18 protein-coding genes and 1 riboswitch are annotated in these 14,329 nt (G+C 60.0%); of the genes, 10 read left to right on the top strand and 8 right to left on the bottom strand.

The window, feature by feature from the left end:
- The gene (gene hisC / locus BFQ03_RS24580; protein WP_032860075.1) at window positions 1-1,053 is read left to right on the top strand and encodes a histidinol-phosphate transaminase; all 1,053 of its coding nucleotides are present in this window, start codon (window positions 1-3) and stop codon (window positions 1,051-1,053) included.
- Window positions 1,054-1,183: 130 nt separating this feature from the next.
- Here hisC and BFQ03_RS24575 read toward each other — a convergent pair whose 3' ends face one another.
- Window positions 1,184-2,458, bottom strand: coding sequence for a uracil-xanthine permease family protein (locus BFQ03_RS24575; RefSeq protein WP_032860074.1), 1,275 nt, complete (start codon window positions 2,456-2,458; stop codon window positions 1,184-1,186).
- Between the two features lie 2 nt (window positions 2,459-2,460).
- The gene (gene upp, locus BFQ03_RS24570) at window positions 2,461-3,099 is read right to left on the bottom strand and encodes a uracil phosphoribosyltransferase (RefSeq protein WP_032860073.1); all 639 of its coding nucleotides are present in this window, start codon (window positions 3,097-3,099) and stop codon (window positions 2,461-2,463) included.
- 165 nt (window positions 3,100-3,264) lie between these two features.
- Here upp and BFQ03_RS24565 point away from each other — a divergent pair, with 165 nt between their 5' ends.
- From BFQ03_RS24565 to BFQ03_RS24555, 3 genes are all read left to right on the top strand, one after another.
- Window positions 3,265-3,822, top strand: coding sequence for a hypoxanthine-guanine phosphoribosyltransferase (locus BFQ03_RS24565; RefSeq protein WP_029291749.1), 558 nt, complete (start codon window positions 3,265-3,267; stop codon window positions 3,820-3,822).
- 3 nt (window positions 3,823-3,825) lie between these two features.
- On the top strand, window positions 3,826-4,293 hold the full coding sequence (locus tag BFQ03_RS24560; RefSeq protein WP_032860072.1) for a WbuC family cupin fold metalloprotein: 468 nt from the start codon (window positions 3,826-3,828) through the stop codon (window positions 4,291-4,293).
- An 89-nt stretch (window positions 4,294-4,382) separates the two neighbouring features.
- On the top strand, window positions 4,383-4,670 hold the full coding sequence (locus BFQ03_RS24555; RefSeq protein ID WP_065944202.1) for a PA4642 family protein: 288 nt from the start codon (window positions 4,383-4,385) through the stop codon (window positions 4,668-4,670).
- A gap of 167 nt (window positions 4,671-4,837) precedes the next feature.
- On the opposite strand, the gene mqo is transcribed toward BFQ03_RS24555, so the two are convergent.
- On the bottom strand, window positions 4,838-6,346 hold the full coding sequence (gene mqo, locus BFQ03_RS24550) for a malate dehydrogenase (quinone) (protein WP_032860070.1): 1,509 nt from the start codon (window positions 6,344-6,346) through the stop codon (window positions 4,838-4,840).
- A 732-nt stretch (window positions 6,347-7,078) separates the two neighbouring features.
- The gene (locus BFQ03_RS24545; protein WP_032860069.1) at window positions 7,079-7,315 is read right to left on the bottom strand and encodes a hypothetical protein; all 237 of its coding nucleotides are present in this window, start codon (window positions 7,313-7,315) and stop codon (window positions 7,079-7,081) included.
- A 170-nt stretch (window positions 7,316-7,485) separates the two neighbouring features.
- Between BFQ03_RS24545 and BFQ03_RS24540 the strand changes: the two genes are divergently transcribed.
- Complete coding sequence (locus BFQ03_RS24540; RefSeq protein ID WP_032860068.1) at window positions 7,486-8,073, top strand: YajG family lipoprotein; 588 nt, start codon at window positions 7,486-7,488, stop codon at window positions 8,071-8,073.
- 57 nt (window positions 8,074-8,130) lie between these two features.
- On the opposite strand, the gene BFQ03_RS24535 is transcribed toward BFQ03_RS24540, so the two are convergent.
- On the bottom strand, window positions 8,131-8,340 hold the full coding sequence (locus BFQ03_RS24535; protein ID WP_032860067.1) for a hypothetical protein: 210 nt from the start codon (window positions 8,338-8,340) through the stop codon (window positions 8,131-8,133).
- A gap of 159 nt (window positions 8,341-8,499) precedes the next feature.
- On the opposite strand from BFQ03_RS24535, the gene BFQ03_RS24530 reads away from it, so the two are divergent.
- Entirely contained in the window at window positions 8,500-8,757 is a 258-nt protein-coding gene (locus tag BFQ03_RS24530; protein WP_032860066.1) for a hypothetical protein, read from the top strand.
- Between the two features lie 123 nt (window positions 8,758-8,880).
- On the opposite strand, the gene BFQ03_RS24525 is transcribed toward BFQ03_RS24530, so the two are convergent.
- Window positions 8,881-10,044, bottom strand: a complete 1,164-nt coding sequence (locus BFQ03_RS24525) for a 1-acyl-sn-glycerol-3-phosphate acyltransferase (protein ID WP_174553292.1) — start codon at window positions 10,042-10,044, stop codon at window positions 8,881-8,883.
- Between the two features lie 144 nt (window positions 10,045-10,188).
- On the opposite strand from BFQ03_RS24525, the gene BFQ03_RS24520 reads away from it, so the two are divergent.
- The 4 genes from BFQ03_RS24520 (at window position 10,189) to BFQ03_RS24505 (ending at window position 12,358) form a co-directional block, all read left to right on the top strand.
- The gene (locus BFQ03_RS24520) at window positions 10,189-10,371 is read left to right on the top strand and encodes a CPXCG motif-containing cysteine-rich protein (protein WP_065944201.1); all 183 of its coding nucleotides are present in this window, start codon (window positions 10,189-10,191) and stop codon (window positions 10,369-10,371) included.
- Window positions 10,372-10,382: 11 nt separating this feature from the next.
- On the top strand, window positions 10,383-10,643 hold the full coding sequence (locus tag BFQ03_RS24515; RefSeq protein WP_032860063.1) for a putative signal transducing protein: 261 nt from the start codon (window positions 10,383-10,385) through the stop codon (window positions 10,641-10,643).
- A gap of 36 nt (window positions 10,644-10,679) precedes the next feature.
- Entirely contained in the window at window positions 10,680-11,300 is a 621-nt protein-coding gene (locus BFQ03_RS24510) for an SOS response-associated peptidase (RefSeq protein WP_065944200.1), read from the top strand.
- Window positions 11,301-11,539: 239 nt separating this feature from the next.
- Window positions 11,540-12,358, top strand: a complete 819-nt coding sequence (locus BFQ03_RS24505; RefSeq protein ID WP_032860061.1) for a M48 family metallopeptidase — start codon at window positions 11,540-11,542, stop codon at window positions 12,356-12,358.
- 127 nt (window positions 12,359-12,485) lie between these two features.
- Here the strand turns inward: BFQ03_RS24505 and BFQ03_RS24500 are convergent, their stop codons facing one another.
- Both BFQ03_RS24500 and BFQ03_RS24495 read right to left on the bottom strand, forming a co-directional pair.
- Window positions 12,486-13,070 carry a TMEM165/GDT1 family protein gene (locus BFQ03_RS24500; RefSeq protein WP_032860060.1) on the bottom strand — a complete coding sequence of 195 codons (585 nt, stop codon included), beginning with the start codon at window positions 13,068-13,070 and terminating at the stop codon, window positions 12,486-12,488.
- 89 nt (window positions 13,071-13,159) lie between these two features.
- A riboswitch (yybP-ykoY riboswitch) is annotated at window positions 13,160-13,279 on the bottom strand.
- Window positions 13,280-13,330: 51 nt separating this feature from the next.
- Complete coding sequence (locus BFQ03_RS24495; protein ID WP_065944199.1) at window positions 13,331-14,329, bottom strand: class I SAM-dependent methyltransferase; 999 nt, start codon at window positions 14,327-14,329, stop codon at window positions 13,331-13,333.

Here is a 14,329-nt window from a genome sequence, read left to right as displayed (position 1 = left end):
ATGAGCAAATTCTGGAGCCCCTTCGTCAAGGACCTGGTGCCTTACGTGCCCGGCGAGCAGCCGAAGCTGACCAAGCTGGTCAAGCTCAACACCAACGAAAACCCCTATGGTCCATCGCCCAAGGCGCTGGCAGCCATGCAGGCCGAGCTGAACGACAACCTGCGCTTGTACCCCGACCCCAACAGCGATCTGCTCAAGCAGGCCGTGGCCAGGTACTACGGGGTCGATGCAGGCAAGGTCTTCCTCGGTAACGGTTCCGATGAGGTCCTGGCGCACATCTTCCACGGCCTGTTCCAGCACGACTTGCCGCTGCTGTTTCCGGATATCAGCTACAGCTTTTATCCCGTCTACTGCGGGCTGTATGGCATCAAGTCCGACCCGGTGCCGCTGGATGAGCAGTTCCAGATCCGCGTGGTGGACTATGCCAAGCCTAACGGCGGGATCATCTTCCCCAACCCGAACGCGCCGACGGGCTGCGTACTGGCACTGGATGCGGTAGAGCAGCTTCTCAAGGCCAGCCCGGATTCGGTGGTGGTGGTTGATGAGGCCTATATTGACTTCGGCGGCGAAACCGCGATCAGCCTGGTGGACCGTTACCCGAACTTGCTGGTCACCCAGACCCTCTCCAAGTCGCGCTCACTGGCCGGTTTGCGGGTAGGCTTGGCGGTGGGGCACCCGGACCTGATCGAGGCGCTGGAGCGGGTCAAGAACAGCTTCAACTCGTATCCGCTGGATCGCCTGGCGATTGTCGGCGCGGCAGCAGCGTTCGAGGACCGTGAGTATTTCGAGAAGACTTGCCAGTTGGTCATCGACAGCCGTGAGAAGGTTGTGGCGCAGTTGCGAGAGAAGGGTTTTGAGGTGTTGCCGTCAGCGGCCAACTTCATCTTTGCCCGCCACCCACGGCACGATGCGGCTGGCCTGGCGGCCAAACTGCGTGAGCAAGGGGTGATCGTGCGGCACTTCAAGCAGGAGCGGATTGCCCAGTTCCTGCGGATCAGCATCGGTACGCCAGAGCAGAACCAGGCGCTGGTCGATGGCTTGGGCGATCTTTAAGGCTTGGATCTACATTGGCTGGACTGGCCTCATCGCGGGCAAGCCCGGCTCCCACATTGGAATACACTTCAATGTGGGAGCCGGGCTTGCCCGCGATGAGGCCATCAGCAACACCGACAATCCGTAGCTTTTAGAGCAACGGCTCATCCGGCTTCTTGTGCTTCCAGCCATCATTGCCCGGCAGCAGCAGGTTCAAACCAATTGCCACCACGGCACACAGGGCGATGCCCTTGAGGCCGAAATCATCCGGACCAGTACCGGTACCGATCAGCACACCACCAATCCCAAAGACCAGGGTCACTGACACAATCACCAGATTGCGCGCTTCGCCCAGGTCGATCTTGTGACGGATCAGGGTATTCATCCCCACCGCGGCAATCGAGCCGAACAACAGGCACAGAATCCCGCCCATCACCGGCACCGGAATGCTCTGCAGCAGCGCGCCGAACTTGCCGACAAAGGCCAGGGTGATGGCGAATACTGCCGCCCAGGTCATGATCTTCGGGTTGTAGTTCTTGGTCAGCATCACCGCGCCCGTCACTTCGGCGTAGGTGGTGTTGGGCGGGCCGCCGAACATACCGGCAGTGGTGGTGGCGATACCGTCGCCCAATAGCGTGCGATGCAGGCCGGGCTTTTTCAGGTAATCGCGACCAGTCACGCTACCCACGGCAATCACGCCGCCGATGTGCTCGATGGCCGGTGCCAGGGCCACCGGGACGATAAACAGGATCGCCTGCCAGTTGAACTCCGGTGCGGTGAAGTGGGGCAGGGCGAGCCACGGGGCGGCGGCGATCTTCGCGGTATCGACCACGCCAAAGTAGAACGACATGCCAAAACCTACCAGCACCCCGGCAATGATCGGCACCAGGCGGAAAATGCCCTTGCCGAATACGGCCACGATCAGCGTGGTCAGCAGCGCCGGCATCGAGATCATCATCGCCGTCTGGTAATGAATCAGCTCGGCACCATCACCGCTCTTGCCCATTGCCATATTGGCGGCGATCGGCGCCATGGCCAGGCCGATGGAGATGATCACCGGCCCGATGACCACGGGCGGCAGCAGCCGGTCGATAAAACCGGTGCCTTTGATCTTCACGGCCAGGCCGAGGAAGGTGTAGACGAAACCCGCCGCCATCACGCCGCCCATGGTCGCCGCGAGGCCGAACTGGCCCTTGGCGAGAATGATCGGGGTGATAAAGGCAAAGCTCGATGCCAGGAATACCGGCACTTGGCGTCCGGTCACGATCTGGAACAGCAGCGTGCCAAGACCTGCGGTAAACAGTGCAACGTTTGGATCAAGACCTGTGATCAGTGGCATCAACACCAGCGCGCCAAATGCTACGAAGAGCATTTGTGCGCCAGACAGGATCTGGCGCCAAAGCGGGTCGTTGAATTCATCCTGCATGCTCACGCGTCCTTCTGCTTGGTGCCGAAGATCTTGTCGCCAGCATCGCCCAGGCCCGGAATGATGTAGCCGTGCTCGTTCAGGCGTTCATCAATGGACGCGGTGTAGATCATCACATCCGGGTGCGCCTTCTCTACGGCGGCGATCCCTTCGGGCGCAGCCACCAGCACCATGGCGCGGATGTCCTTGCAGCCGGCTTTCTTCAGCAGGTCGATGGTGGCGACCATGGAACTGCCGGTGGCCAGCATCGGGTCGATGATCATCGCCAGGCGTTCGTCGATTTCCGGGACGAGTTTTTCCAGGTAGGTGTGGGCCTGCAGGGTTTCTTCGTTGCGGGCTACGCCCACAGCGCTGACCTTGGCGCCCGGGATCAGGCTCAGCACGCCTTCAAGCATGCCGATGCCGGCGCGCAGGATCGGTACTACGGTAATTTTCTTGCCGGCGATTTTCTCGACCTGGACGGGACCGCACCAACCGGGGATCTCGTAGTTTTCCAGGGGTAAATCTTTCGTGGCTTCGTAGGTGAGCAACGCTCCGACTTCCTGAGCAAGCTCACGGAAGTTCTTCGTGCTAATGTCGGCGCGGCGCATAAGGCCGAGCTTGTGTCGGATCAGCGGGTGGCGGATCTCACGGATGGGCATGGGGAAAGGCTCCGGCGGCGGGCAAAAAAACCGGCCTAGATTAATCTATCCGAGGGTGTTGTCCTATAGACAACCAGTACGTTAGTCCATAAAGGCTTGAACGTTGCGTCCCAGAAGCGTACCTTCGCCCGCTTTTCTTGCCACAGTACCCCTCTGGAGAGCGCCATGTCCGCTGATCTCGACCATATCCGTCAAATCATGCGCGAGGCTGACTGCCTGTACACCGAAGCACAAGTCGAAGAGGCTATCGCCAAGGTCGGCGCGCACATCACACGCGAAATGGCCGACACCAACCCGGTGGTGTTCTGTGTGATGAACGGTGGTCTGATTTTCGCCGGCAAATTGCTGACTCACCTGCAATTCCCCCTGGAAGCGTCCTACCTGCACGCCACCCGCTATCGCAATGAAACCAGCGGCGGTGACCTGTTCTGGAAAGCCAAGCCGGAAGTGTCGTTCATCGACCGCGACGTATTGATCATCGACGACATCCTCGACGAGGGTCATACCCTTGGCGCGATCATCGACTTCTGCAAACACGCCGGTGCGCGCAAAGTGCACACCGCCGTGCTGATCGATAAAGACCACGACCGCAAGGCCCGCCCGGACCTGAAAGCCGATTACGTTGGCCTGCCGTGCATCGACCGCTACATCTTTGGTTACGGCATGGATTACAAAGGCTACTGGCGTAATGCCAATGGCATCTTTGCTGTGAAGGGGATGTAAGCCATGGCGCGCTTTCTTGATCAATCTCTGTTTGCCGAATTGGCTGAGAAAGCCGCCGCCAGCCCCCGTGGCCGGCAGAACGTCAACTTCCACCAGATGGAAGAGCCGTGCCATCGCATGGCTGTCGGTTTGCAGCCACACACCTACGTGCAGCCTCATCGTCACCTCACTGCTGACAAGGCCGAGACCCTGCTGGTACTCAAGGGGCGCCTGGGGATTCTGATCTTCAGCGAGTCAGGCGAAGTTCTCGAACGGCGCATCTTGCAGGCGGGTGGAGAGTGCCAGGGTGTTGATCTGTCGCCCGGCGTTTTCCATGGCCTGGTGGTGCTTGAGCCTGACTCGGTGATGTTCGAGTGCAAGGCTGGCCCTTATCGCCCGGTAGGCGAGGGCGAGCTGGCGAGCTGGGCACCCCGTGAAGGCGAAGCCGGCATGGCTGAGTATCATCGCTGGATGCTGGCCCAGTTCGACTGAGCCCACATTCGATTTTCGTGGCTTCCGAACCTTGAGTCCCGCAGGTAGACTTCTACCCCCGTGTAAATGTCTGCAGGCTGGAGTCGGCAATGCGTAAAGATAAGAAACAAGTGATTGGTGACGAGATCGGCGACGATCAGATCAAGCTGTTCCTGGATTTTGAACCGGTCGACGCCACTTCACCTTCCCTGCATAAACTGATCAAAGCCTATCGCGGCCTGCGCATCGACGATTTCGGACGTTTCCTGACCTTTTTCAAGGAGGCCGGCCTGGACCTCGATGGCAAGGACGAGCACGGCCAGACCTTCGTCGACCTGATCAAGGACCAGCGCAATGCGCACGAGTACATCGAGTTGATCGAGCAAGTCCGCGGCTGATTATCCAGACATAAAAAAACGCCCCGTTCTCATCGCGAGAGCGGGGCGTTTTTTATTGCCTTTGGTAGGAGCGAGCTTGCTCGCGAAGAACGCTAACGATGACGCGTTTATTCTGGATAAACGCGGCGTCCTCAGGTTTTTCGCGAGCAAGCTCGCTCCTACAGGGGTCAAGCGTAGCTTTGGGCCGCGCTGCTTTGCTCAACCAGCTCCAGGCTGATGTTGTTCTGTACGCTGATCTTGCGGTACAGCTCGGCATCAGTCTCCAGGACTTTTTCCCGGGCCGGGAAGATTTCCTGCAGCTTGGTCGCCCACTCGCCGGCAGCCTGGGCCGGGAAGCAGCGTTCGATCAGTTCCAGCATGATCGAAACAGTTACCGACGCACCTGGGGAGGCGCCCAGCAGCGCGGCCAGCGAACCGTCCTTGGCCGCGACCAGTTCGGTACCGAATTGCAGCACGCCGCCTTTCTTCGGGTCTTTCTTGATGATCTGCACTCGCTGGCCAGCCACTTCCAGGCGCCAGTCTTCGGCTTTTGCCTCGGGGTAGAAGCGGCGCAGGGATTCCAGGCGCTGTTCCATGGACTGCATCACTTCGCTGACCAGGTACTTGGTCAGGTCCATGTTGTCGCGGGCCACGGCCAGCATCGGGCCGATATTGCCGAGGCGAATCGACATGGGCAGGTCAAGGAACGAACCGAACTTGAGGAACTTGGTGGTGAAACCGGCGTATGGCCCGAACAGCAGGGATTTCTTGCCCTCTACCACGCGGGTGTCCAGGTGCGGCACCGACATCGGTGGCGAACCCACAGCCGCCTGGCTGTAGACCTTGGCCTGGTGCTGCTTGACCACTTGTGGGTTGTCGCAACGCAGCCACTGGCCGCTGACCGGGAAGCCGCCAAACCCTTTGCTTTCTTCGATACCCGAGGCTTGCAGCAGCGGCAAGGCCGCGCCACCGGCGCCGAGAAACACGAACTTGGCGTCGACATGGCGCGTGTTGCCGCTGTTGACGTCCTTGATGCTCACGGTCCAGCCGGCGCCATTGCGCTTGAGGCCGGTGACGCGCTTGCTGTATTTGACCTGGGCATCTGCCGAGCTGCTCAGGTGCGCCAGCAATTGGTTGGTCAGGGCGCCGAAGTTGACGTCGGTGCCGTTCATCACGCGGGTCGCGGCGATTTTCTCGTCAGCCGGGCGGCCAGGCATCATCAGCGGCATCCACTCGGCCATTTCTGCACGGTCTTCGGTGTAGTGCATATCCGAGAACGCGTGGTGCTGGCTGAGGGTTTCAAAGCGCTTCTTGAGGAACGACACGCCTTTTTCGCCCTGTACGAAGCTCAGGTGCGGCACCGGGCTGATAAAGGACTTGGCTGAGCCAAAGGTGCCTTGTTTGGTCAGGTACGCCCAGAACTGCTTCGACACCTCGAACTGGGTGTTGATGTGCACGGCTTTCTTGATGTCGATGGAACCATCGCCAGCCTGCGGGGTGTAGTTCAGCTCGCACAGCCCGGCGTGACCGGTACCGGCGTTGTTCCACGGGTTGGAACTCTCTGCTGCACCCGAGTCCATCAGCTCAACGACTTCCAGCTTGAGGCCGGGGTCGAGCTCCTTGAGCAGTACGGCGAGGGTGGCACTCATGATGCCCGCACCTACCAGTACTACGTCGACTGCTTCGTTATGCGCCATTTAACGCGTCTCCAAAATCTGCAGCACCAAATTGACGGCATGGCTGCCAGGAGTGACGGGGCGGTTCACGTGATGCCCCAGGTTACCCATGGCCAGGATTGCCATGTCCGATTCTTCGCAATTTTTTTGCAACTTCAGCGGACGCTGCCGACCAGGCCTTATCTGCATATGAACGCATTTCAGGGCCTCTGTGGCAATTCGACTTATGGTCAAGTACGTCCGATCGTGCAACCAAATCCGTAGCGGACAGGCTTCAAGCTCCGGTTCTTGGGGAGTACTCGGTCCTGTGTGGTTGGGCAGTGCCAGACGTTGATGGTGCTTGTACAAACGCAAAACTATTCATTTGCTCGCCACACTCTTGTGAAGTTGTGAAAACCCGTTTTTTCACGCTCTTTTGAAGACGTGAACCTCAAAAAAGGGCTGCCCCAGCCTGGCACCTGGCCCGAAATCACTGCCGACATGCGGCATAACGGGCAAACAACTCAAGTGGCCGAGCGCAATGGCAGCTCTGGCAGATTCGGTAAAGGCGCAGGTTTGCAGACAAAACAGCCAGCTCGCCAGCTTCACTCGATCTGTGTGGGCGGCTCTCTGTGGGCGGTGCGGGGGAGCTAATACCAGGGCATTAGCGATGCTGCGAGGCCCGATCAGGAGACGTCCTTATAATCGGGGGGAGATTGTAGCGAAGAAATGCGGGGAAATGGACGTGTTTTATGACTTTTATTAGCGCTTCGGTCAGGCGGTCAACGGCAGACGGTGTGATGACCGTGCGCGGCGCGGGCTGACGCGGGCGCGGGCGGGCAGTGGCTGGTGCATCCAGCTCAGGCGGATCTCTTCGACTTCGACCCAACCCTCGCCCACGGGCGGCTGGCTGCATTGCTTGAATGCCTGGCAGCGACCTTGTGGGTCGAGCCTGGCAAAGTTGCGATAGGCGGGCGTGCGAGCGAAAAAGCGCCAGAGAAGATTGAGCATGGTAGGCCTCCTGAGAATGACGCCAAGCATATCTGTCAAGAATGACATCTTGGTGACACTGAACCGCTGCACACGGGCCTGGGTCTGAGGTTGTAACTGGCGCTAGTTCCAGGTGGTGACGCACCGCTATACTGCCGGGCTGTCGGTACCTGAATTCTGGAGAAAAAAGCATGTTGCAACGCCTGTTGTTCGGTTTGATCACTGTGACCAGCTTGACCCTGGTTGGCTGCGCCCACAGCCCGCAGCAACTGAGCCCGCAACCCAAGCTCACCACCCAGTTGGCGCCTGTGGGCCATGGCCAGCCGGTGTCGGTGCGTGTCGTTGATGGTCGTCCATCGCCGACACTGGGCACCCGCGGCGGCCTGTACCCGGAAACCAGCGCCATCACGGTGACCGGTGCCGACGTGCTGCCCAAGCTGCAAGCCCAGGCCGAAGCGGCTGTGCGTCTGCTGGGTTTCACCCCGACCAGCAACTCGCCTGGTGCGCCGCAGTTGACCGTGACCCTGGCCGAGCTCAAGTATCAGTCGCCCAAGGAAGGCCTGTACGTGACCGAAGCCACCATCGGCGCGACCTTCCGCTCTGATGTGTCGGCCGGCAACCGCCGCTACAACGGCCGTTACGCTGCGTCCCTGGACCAGCGCTTTGGCATGGCGCCGAACCAGGAAACCAACACCAAGCTGGTCAGCGACGTGTTGAGTGATGCCCTGACGCGACTGTTCAAGGATCCAAGCATCGGCCAGATCCTCAGCTCGCAGTAATCTTTAGTAAAAAGCCGGGCCCCAGTCAGGGGCCCGGCTTTTTTGTGCCTGCGGCTGTCATGCCGCCGTTTCGACATAAAAGTCCAGCACACTGACTCCAGTCAGCAGGTCCAGCTCCGGCAGGTCGGCATGCTGATGCCCGCCGAGGGCGCAATACACCAACCAGTGCCGGTCCTGGACATTGAACGCCAGGCCTCCGACCAGCGCCTCTTGCTCATCGGTTGGGGCGATCAGGTACAGCCGATCCTGGTTTTGCGCGTGCAACATGACAAGCTCCCGGGTGTTCGAAGGGCAACAGAGTGGCTTGTTAAGGTGACGTTCAGGTGACGACGTAAATTACTCGATACATTGCTCGTCATTGGGGGATGGAGCTGCACTGCGCAGGAGAGCGCATCTGGATGGACGACTGTCACACCGGGGTTTGAAATGCCGTTGCCTGCGTTATTGATCAATACCACTGCACTGCTGATTGCCTGTCCTGGCGCGGCGTTGCTGTTTATTACCCGCCTGCAGGAGCAGCGTGCGATGGCCAGTCTGGCTGCACAAAGCGAAGAGCGGGCCATCGACCAGCCCATGCTGTTTCTGGATGTGCGCACCGAGCGCAGTCATCGTCTTGGTTATCGCATCGGCTTTGCCTGCCTTGGCCTGGCGCTGCTGCTGTCCTGGCTCAGCACTCAACTGTAAAGACACCACAAAACAACTGTAGGAGCTGGCTTGCCAGCGATGCAGGCACCTCGGTATGCCAGATACACCGAGGTGATGCGATCGCCGGCAAGCCAGCTCCTACAGTTGATTGCGCCGTGTTGTTTACAGAGGGATCCCGGCGTTGACCCGATACTGATTGCGCACCGGCATCGCATATTGCAACACCAGATACGGTCGGTGCTCTTGCGGGCATGCAGTCAAGCGCCGTTCCCACTCCGCTTTCGCCTTGGCCAACTCATCGGCCGGGAATACTTCGGCAGCCGTCGGCACCTGCAATTGCGGGTCCGCGTCGCTCCACTGTGCATACGCCAGGTAATGCACAGGAAACAACCGATAACCGCCCAGGATCTGCCGGTCCATCTCGATGGCCAATAGTTTGGTGTCTTCAAACCGCTCGGTGATGGGCGGCGCAAAGTTGATATGGACCCGGCCCTTGTAACCGGTGATGCCCAGGGCAATGCTCGCGTCATCCTCGCCGGGCGCCTTGCTGTAGGTGCCAGTGCTGGCGCGGATAAATAGCTCGCGCGCCTTGGCCGCGTCGCACGGGTCATATTCGTAGCTGATGGACACCGGTGTCAGGTTCAACGACAGGATGACGTCGGCGAACGGCTCATCCTTGCGGCTCATATGGAACATCTTGAGGATCGCCGACTCGGTGCGATCATCCCCATCCTTGGCCCGACCTTCGGCCTGGGCGATCCAGATCGACTGGCAGTCGTTGCGGATCGAATGGTTGATGTAGGCGGACAGCAACTGATAAGCCGCCATCTTCTCGCGTCGCCCGGTAATGGAGCGGTGCACGATAAAGCTCTTGTTCAGGCGCATCAGGTCGCTGACGAACGGCTTCTGCAGCAGGTTGTCACCGATGGCAATGCGTGGTGTTGGCAGGCCGGCGTGGTACACCGCATAGTTGACGAAGGCCGGGTCCATCACGATATCGCGGTGGTTGGCCAAAAAAACATAGGCCATGCCGGACTTGAGCTGTTCGACCCCGGTGTAGGTGACGCCGTCGGTCGCCCGGTCGATGGTGTGGTCGACGTAATACTCGACTTTGTCCTGCAAGGTGGCGACGGTGGTGACACCGGCGAACTCACGGCGCAGTTTCTGGGCGATCAGCGGCTTGAGCAGCCAGCCAAAGGCGCCGGCAAAGCGCGGGAAGCGAAAGTGGGTCAGGATGTCCAGAAAGGCCTTGTCACTGAACAGCCGGGCCAGCACTGCCGGGACTTCGCTGTCGTTGTAAGGTCGGATGGTATCGAATTCGCCCATCATGCTCTCTTGTTAGAAACGGCTAGGGTAAGTAAAGGTTTGGATCGATAAGTGACAGGGCCGGTCTGAACAAATGGCATCAAACGAAAAAGCCCTGCAAATAGACCGGCGATTATACGCACAAGTCACTTGGGAGAGACCGCGATGCTAGAACCTGCGCTGTACGATTGCCCTTATTGTGGTGAAGAGGTTGAGACAAGCGTGGATTTATCCGGCGGTGACCAGAACTATATAGAGGACTGCCAGGTGTGCTGCCGGCCGATCGTTTTCGACCTGCAGGTTCATGGTGATGAGTGGATGCTTGAAGTGCGCAGCGAGAACGAATAAAGGGGGCGACGATGCAACGAATCTACGAGCCGGAGAATCTGATGGAGGGCGAGTTGCTGCAACAAATGCTTGCCAGCGAAGGTATCGACGCCCATCTGGTCGGGCGCCATCTGCTCGGTGGCACGGGTGAGCTGCCGATCTTCGGCCTGCTGGGCCTTGAGGTAGAGAACGACCAGGCCCTTGTCGCCCGAGAGCTGATTAGCGCCTATATCGGCGCGCAACCCCTGCCTGGCGATGAACCCGACAGCTTCCCCGACGTGCTGGTCTGTTAGGCTGTCGACCGGTTTACCCAAGAGTCGTGTTGCCCCATGTGTGGACGTTATGCCCTGTTTCGCTGGAACCCCTCGTTTGCTGCCTTGCCGGGCTTCCCAGCGGATCAACAGGCCCAGTGGAATATTTCCCCCAATGATTCGGTACTGATCCAGCGCCTCAGCGACGGCCAGCGCAGCTTGGCGCGGGCGCGTTGGGGGCTGACGCCGCCGTGGTTGACCGACCTGTCCCGCACACCGGCCCACGCCCGCGCCGAAACCCTGGCTGAGCAACCGATGTTTCGCGAGGCCTTCCGCCTGCGCCGTTGCCTGCTGCCGGCCAATGGCTTTTATGAATGGCGCGGCACCCAGCGCAAGCGACCGTACTGGCTGACGCCGGGGGAGGGCTCGACGTTGTTCTTTGCGGCGATCTGGGAGGCCTACCCGGTGCAGGAGCAGGTGTGGTTGAGTACGGCGGTAGTGACCCAGGCGGCGCAGAGCCAGCGCCGGCCGTTGATTCTCGATGCGGCAGGGCAGGAGGCCTGGCTGGATCCCGAGACGCCGCTGCATGTGTTGCAGGGATTGCTGGCCAGCGAGCCTACGGCGTTGCGCGAGCGGGTGTTGGCTAATATGGTCAATGATCCGAAGCTCAATGGGCCGGAGTGCCTTACTCCGGGGTGAGACTGCCAGTGCTTTGTTGTTTTGGTTGGCCTCATTGCGAGTAAGCCCGCACACATGTTGATGTGTGAATACATTCAAAATGTGGGAGCGAGCCTCCCGCAAAAGAATCAGAAGTGTCATCAATAGAACGGTCGCAGGCGTGGGGCGTATCGGAAATTTAGCGGTTAAGCGTCAGGTGTATCTGGCGCCGATACATGGGAGGGCCTACGATACGCGCCATGTTTTCAGGGAGAATGTGCATGAAAAAATCATTGGTGGTCACGGCATTGAGCGCAGCCTTGCTGCTCGCCGGTTGCCAGTCCGTCAACACCACCAGCGGCGGTGCCGTGGGTGTGGAGCGCAAGCAGTACATGTTCAGCATGCTGTCGAGCCAGGAAGTCGACCAGATGTACGCGCAGTCGTACCAGCAGACCCTGGGTGAAGCCAGTGGCAAGGGGTTGGTGGACAAGACCAGCGCCAACGCCAAGCGCGTACAGGCCATCGCCAAGCGCCTGATCGCCCAGGCACCGACCTTCCGTCCGGATGCGGCGCAGTGGAAGTGGGAAGTGAACCTGATCAAAAGCGACGAGATGAACGCCAACTGCGGGCCTGGTGGCAAGATCTTCGTCTACAGCGGGTTGATCGAAAACCTCAAGTTGACCGACGACGAATTGGCCGCGGTCATGGGGCATGAAATCGCCCACGCCTTGCGCGAGCACGGCCGCGAAGCCATGTCCAAGGCCTACGGTATCGAAATGGCCAAGCAGGGCGCCGGTGCGTTGCTGGGGCTTGGGCAGGACAGCATGGCGCTGGCCGACACCGTGGCCAACTACGGCATGACCTTGCCCAACAGCCGCAGCAATGAGAACGAAGCCGACCTGATTGGCCTGGAACTGTCGGCCCGCGCCGGTTATGACCCGAACGCTGCGATCACGCTGTGGAACAAAATGGCCAAGGCTTCCGAAGGCGCACCGCCTGAGTTCATGAGCACTCACCCGGCCTCCAGCAGTCGGATTGCCTCGTTGCAGGCGGCGATTCCCAAGGTGATGCCGCTTTACCAGCAAGCCAAGAAGTCCTGATAACTCGGACCGTGTGAAGATCCAAATGTGGGAGCTGGCTTGCCTGCGATAGCGGTGTATCAGTTACATATTTATCAACTGAGCCACTGTTATCGCGGGCAAGCCCGCTCCCACACAAGCCCGCAGGTCAGATCCAGCCGCTGCTTTGCATGGCCTTGTACACCGCTACCAGCGCCAGGATGAAGAACGCCGAGGCCGCCAGGCGACGGATCAGGGTCAGAGGCAGTTTCTCAGCCGCGAAATTCCCCGCCAGAACCACCGGCACGTTGGCAATCAGCATGCCTAAGGTGGTGCCGATAATCACCAACCACAACTCCGGATATTGCGCCGCCAGCATCACTGTGGCGATCTGCGTCTTGTCGCCGATTTCAGCGATGAAGAATGCAATCAGGGTGGTCAGGAACGGCCCGAACTTGCGCGAAGTGCTGGCCTCGTCATCGTCGAGCTTGTCCGGCACCAGGGTCCACAGAGCCGTGGCGCAGAAGCTTGCGGCGAGGATCCAGTGCAGCACCGCCTCCGAGAAGAAACTGCCAAACCAGGCACCCACGGCGCCGGCGGCGGCGTGGTTGGCCAGGGTCGCGGCGATGATGCCGGCGATGATCGGCCAGGGTTTGCGAAAGCGGGCGGCGAGAATAAGCGCGAGCAGTTGTGTCTTGTCGCCAATTTCGGCCAAGGCAACGATTGCGGTAGGAACGAGAAGTGAATCCAGCATCAGGTAGGTTTCCAGGGGCGGGTCGACACGGCTATGACACGTACAGCCTTCCCGCCCCGGGTAAGGTGTGCGTGTCATAGGTCTTGTCAAACCCCGGTCCGTCTGTGCGGACTCCTGGGTCGCATACGCCATGGTCTGCTGACCAAGTATGTTGACGTATGCCGGACGAGCATGTTGCTCGTGGGAGACTACTCCCCTAGGACGGAGCGGATTCTGCCTTGGCAAAATCCATTCGGCAAGCCTTCTTTTTCAAACACTCGTCAGCCGCGCTTGGCCCGGTAGATACGAAACCCCTGGCCTTCGGCCTTGATTGCACACACGCCCAGGTGTTCTTCGATCAGTGGCTGGTACTTCAGGAAGCTATTGGCGACTAGCCGAAGTTCGCCGCCATTTTTCAGATGTTGGCGTGCTTTTCGCAGCAGGTTTTCCGTTGCGAAATAATCCGTATGCACCCCGACATGGAACGGCGGGTTGCTCAAGATCGCATCCAGCCCCATGGGCGCGGCGTCGATGCCATCACCGGTCAGCACTTCGCCTTCCAGGCCATTGGCCTCCAGGGTCAGGCGACTGCTGGCGGTGGCGAAGGCGTCCACATCAAGCAGGGTCACGGTGTTGTGCGGGTAGCGCCGCTTGACCGCCGCGCCCAGCACGCCGGCGCCACAGCCGAAGTCCAGCAGATGACCGCTGGGCAGTTTGTCCAGGTGCTCCAGCAACAGCGCGGTACCGCGATCCAGGCGGCCATGGCTGAACACGCCTGGCAGGCTGACGACCTTGAGCGGCCCGTCGGCCAGTGGCACCTCAAATACCTCGGCCAGGCTCGCAAGGTCTGGCGCCACCGGGGCGTTGGCCACGGTGGTCAGCCATAACTGGCAGTGTCGCGCGTTGTCGAGTTTGCGTGGCTTGCCAAAAGCGTTCAGTTGCTTGGCGGCGCTTTCAATGCCGCCGCGCTTTTCGCCGACCAGGTACAGCTCGGCGCCCGGCAGGCGCGCGGCCACGGCCTTGAGGATGTAGTCAGCCAGGTCCTTGGACTTGGGCAGGAACACCACCGCCGTGTCGAATGGACGCTGCGGCACATTCACCCCGAAATGGCTGCGCTCGGCAAACTGCGCATCCAGCGCTGCCTGATCGCCGGCATGCCAGCACCAGCCGTGGGCATTGGGCAGGCGGCCAAGCAGGTCATCGGCGGGCAGGCCAGCCAGCAACACGTTGCCTTGAAAAAGTTCGGCCTGACGAAGCAGTACTTCACTGCGCGGATCCAT

The sequence above is a fragment of the Pseudomonas sp. 25 R 14 genome (assembly GCF_900004755.1).
GTDB lineage: Bacteria > Pseudomonadota > Gammaproteobacteria > Pseudomonadales > Pseudomonadaceae > Aquipseudomonas > Aquipseudomonas brenneri.
Note: the sequence above shows the minus strand (reverse complement) of the source record. Positions and strands in the feature narration are given on the sequence as shown.

Bases quoted from the DNA above. Each gene is read 5' to 3' on its own strand.
- BFQ03_RS24560 (WP_032860072.1), top strand. From the start codon at position 3,826: ATGGCGCGCTTTCTTGATCAATCTCTGTTTGCCGAATTGGCTGAGAAA.
- BFQ03_RS24500 (WP_032860060.1), bottom strand. From the start codon at position 13,070: ATGCTGGATTCACTTCTCGTTCCTACCGCAATCGTTGCCTTGGCCGAA.
- BFQ03_RS24515 (WP_032860063.1), top strand. From the start codon at position 10,383: ATGCAACGAATCTACGAGCCGGAGAATCTGATGGAGGGCGAGTTGCTG.
- hisC (WP_032860075.1), top strand. From the start codon at position 1: ATGAGCAAATTCTGGAGCCCCTTCGTCAAGGACCTGGTGCCTTACGTG.
- BFQ03_RS24510 (WP_065944200.1), top strand. From the start codon at position 10,680: ATGTGTGGACGTTATGCCCTGTTTCGCTGGAACCCCTCGTTTGCTGCC.
- BFQ03_RS24530 (WP_032860066.1), top strand. From the start codon at position 8,500: ATGCCGTTGCCTGCGTTATTGATCAATACCACTGCACTGCTGATTGCC.
- BFQ03_RS24520 (WP_065944201.1), top strand. From the start codon at position 10,189: ATGCTAGAACCTGCGCTGTACGATTGCCCTTATTGTGGTGAAGAGGTT.
- BFQ03_RS24565 (WP_029291749.1), top strand. From the start codon at position 3,265: ATGTCCGCTGATCTCGACCATATCCGTCAAATCATGCGCGAGGCTGAC.
- mqo (WP_032860070.1), bottom strand. From the start codon at position 6,346: ATGGCGCATAACGAAGCAGTCGACGTAGTACTGGTAGGTGCGGGCATC.
- BFQ03_RS24505 (WP_032860061.1), top strand. From the start codon at position 11,540: ATGAAAAAATCATTGGTGGTCACGGCATTGAGCGCAGCCTTGCTGCTC.
- BFQ03_RS24525 (WP_174553292.1), bottom strand. From the start codon at position 10,044: ATGGGCGAATTCGATACCATCCGACCTTACAACGACAGCGAAGTCCCG.
- BFQ03_RS24540 (WP_032860068.1), top strand. From the start codon at position 7,486: ATGTTGCAACGCCTGTTGTTCGGTTTGATCACTGTGACCAGCTTGACC.
- BFQ03_RS24555 (WP_065944202.1), top strand. From the start codon at position 4,383: ATGCGTAAAGATAAGAAACAAGTGATTGGTGACGAGATCGGCGACGAT.
- upp (WP_032860073.1), bottom strand. From the start codon at position 3,099: ATGCCCATCCGTGAGATCCGCCACCCGCTGATCCGACACAAGCTCGGC.
- BFQ03_RS24495 (WP_065944199.1), bottom strand. From the start codon at position 14,329: ATGGATCCGCGCAGTGAAGTACTGCTTCGTCAGGCCGAACTTTTTCAA.
- BFQ03_RS24535 (WP_032860067.1), bottom strand. From the start codon at position 8,340: ATGTTGCACGCGCAAAACCAGGATCGGCTGTACCTGATCGCCCCAACC.
- BFQ03_RS24575 (WP_032860074.1), bottom strand. From the start codon at position 2,458: ATGCAGGATGAATTCAACGACCCGCTTTGGCGCCAGATCCTGTCTGGC.
- BFQ03_RS24545 (WP_032860069.1), bottom strand. From the start codon at position 7,315: ATGCTCAATCTTCTCTGGCGCTTTTTCGCTCGCACGCCCGCCTATCGC.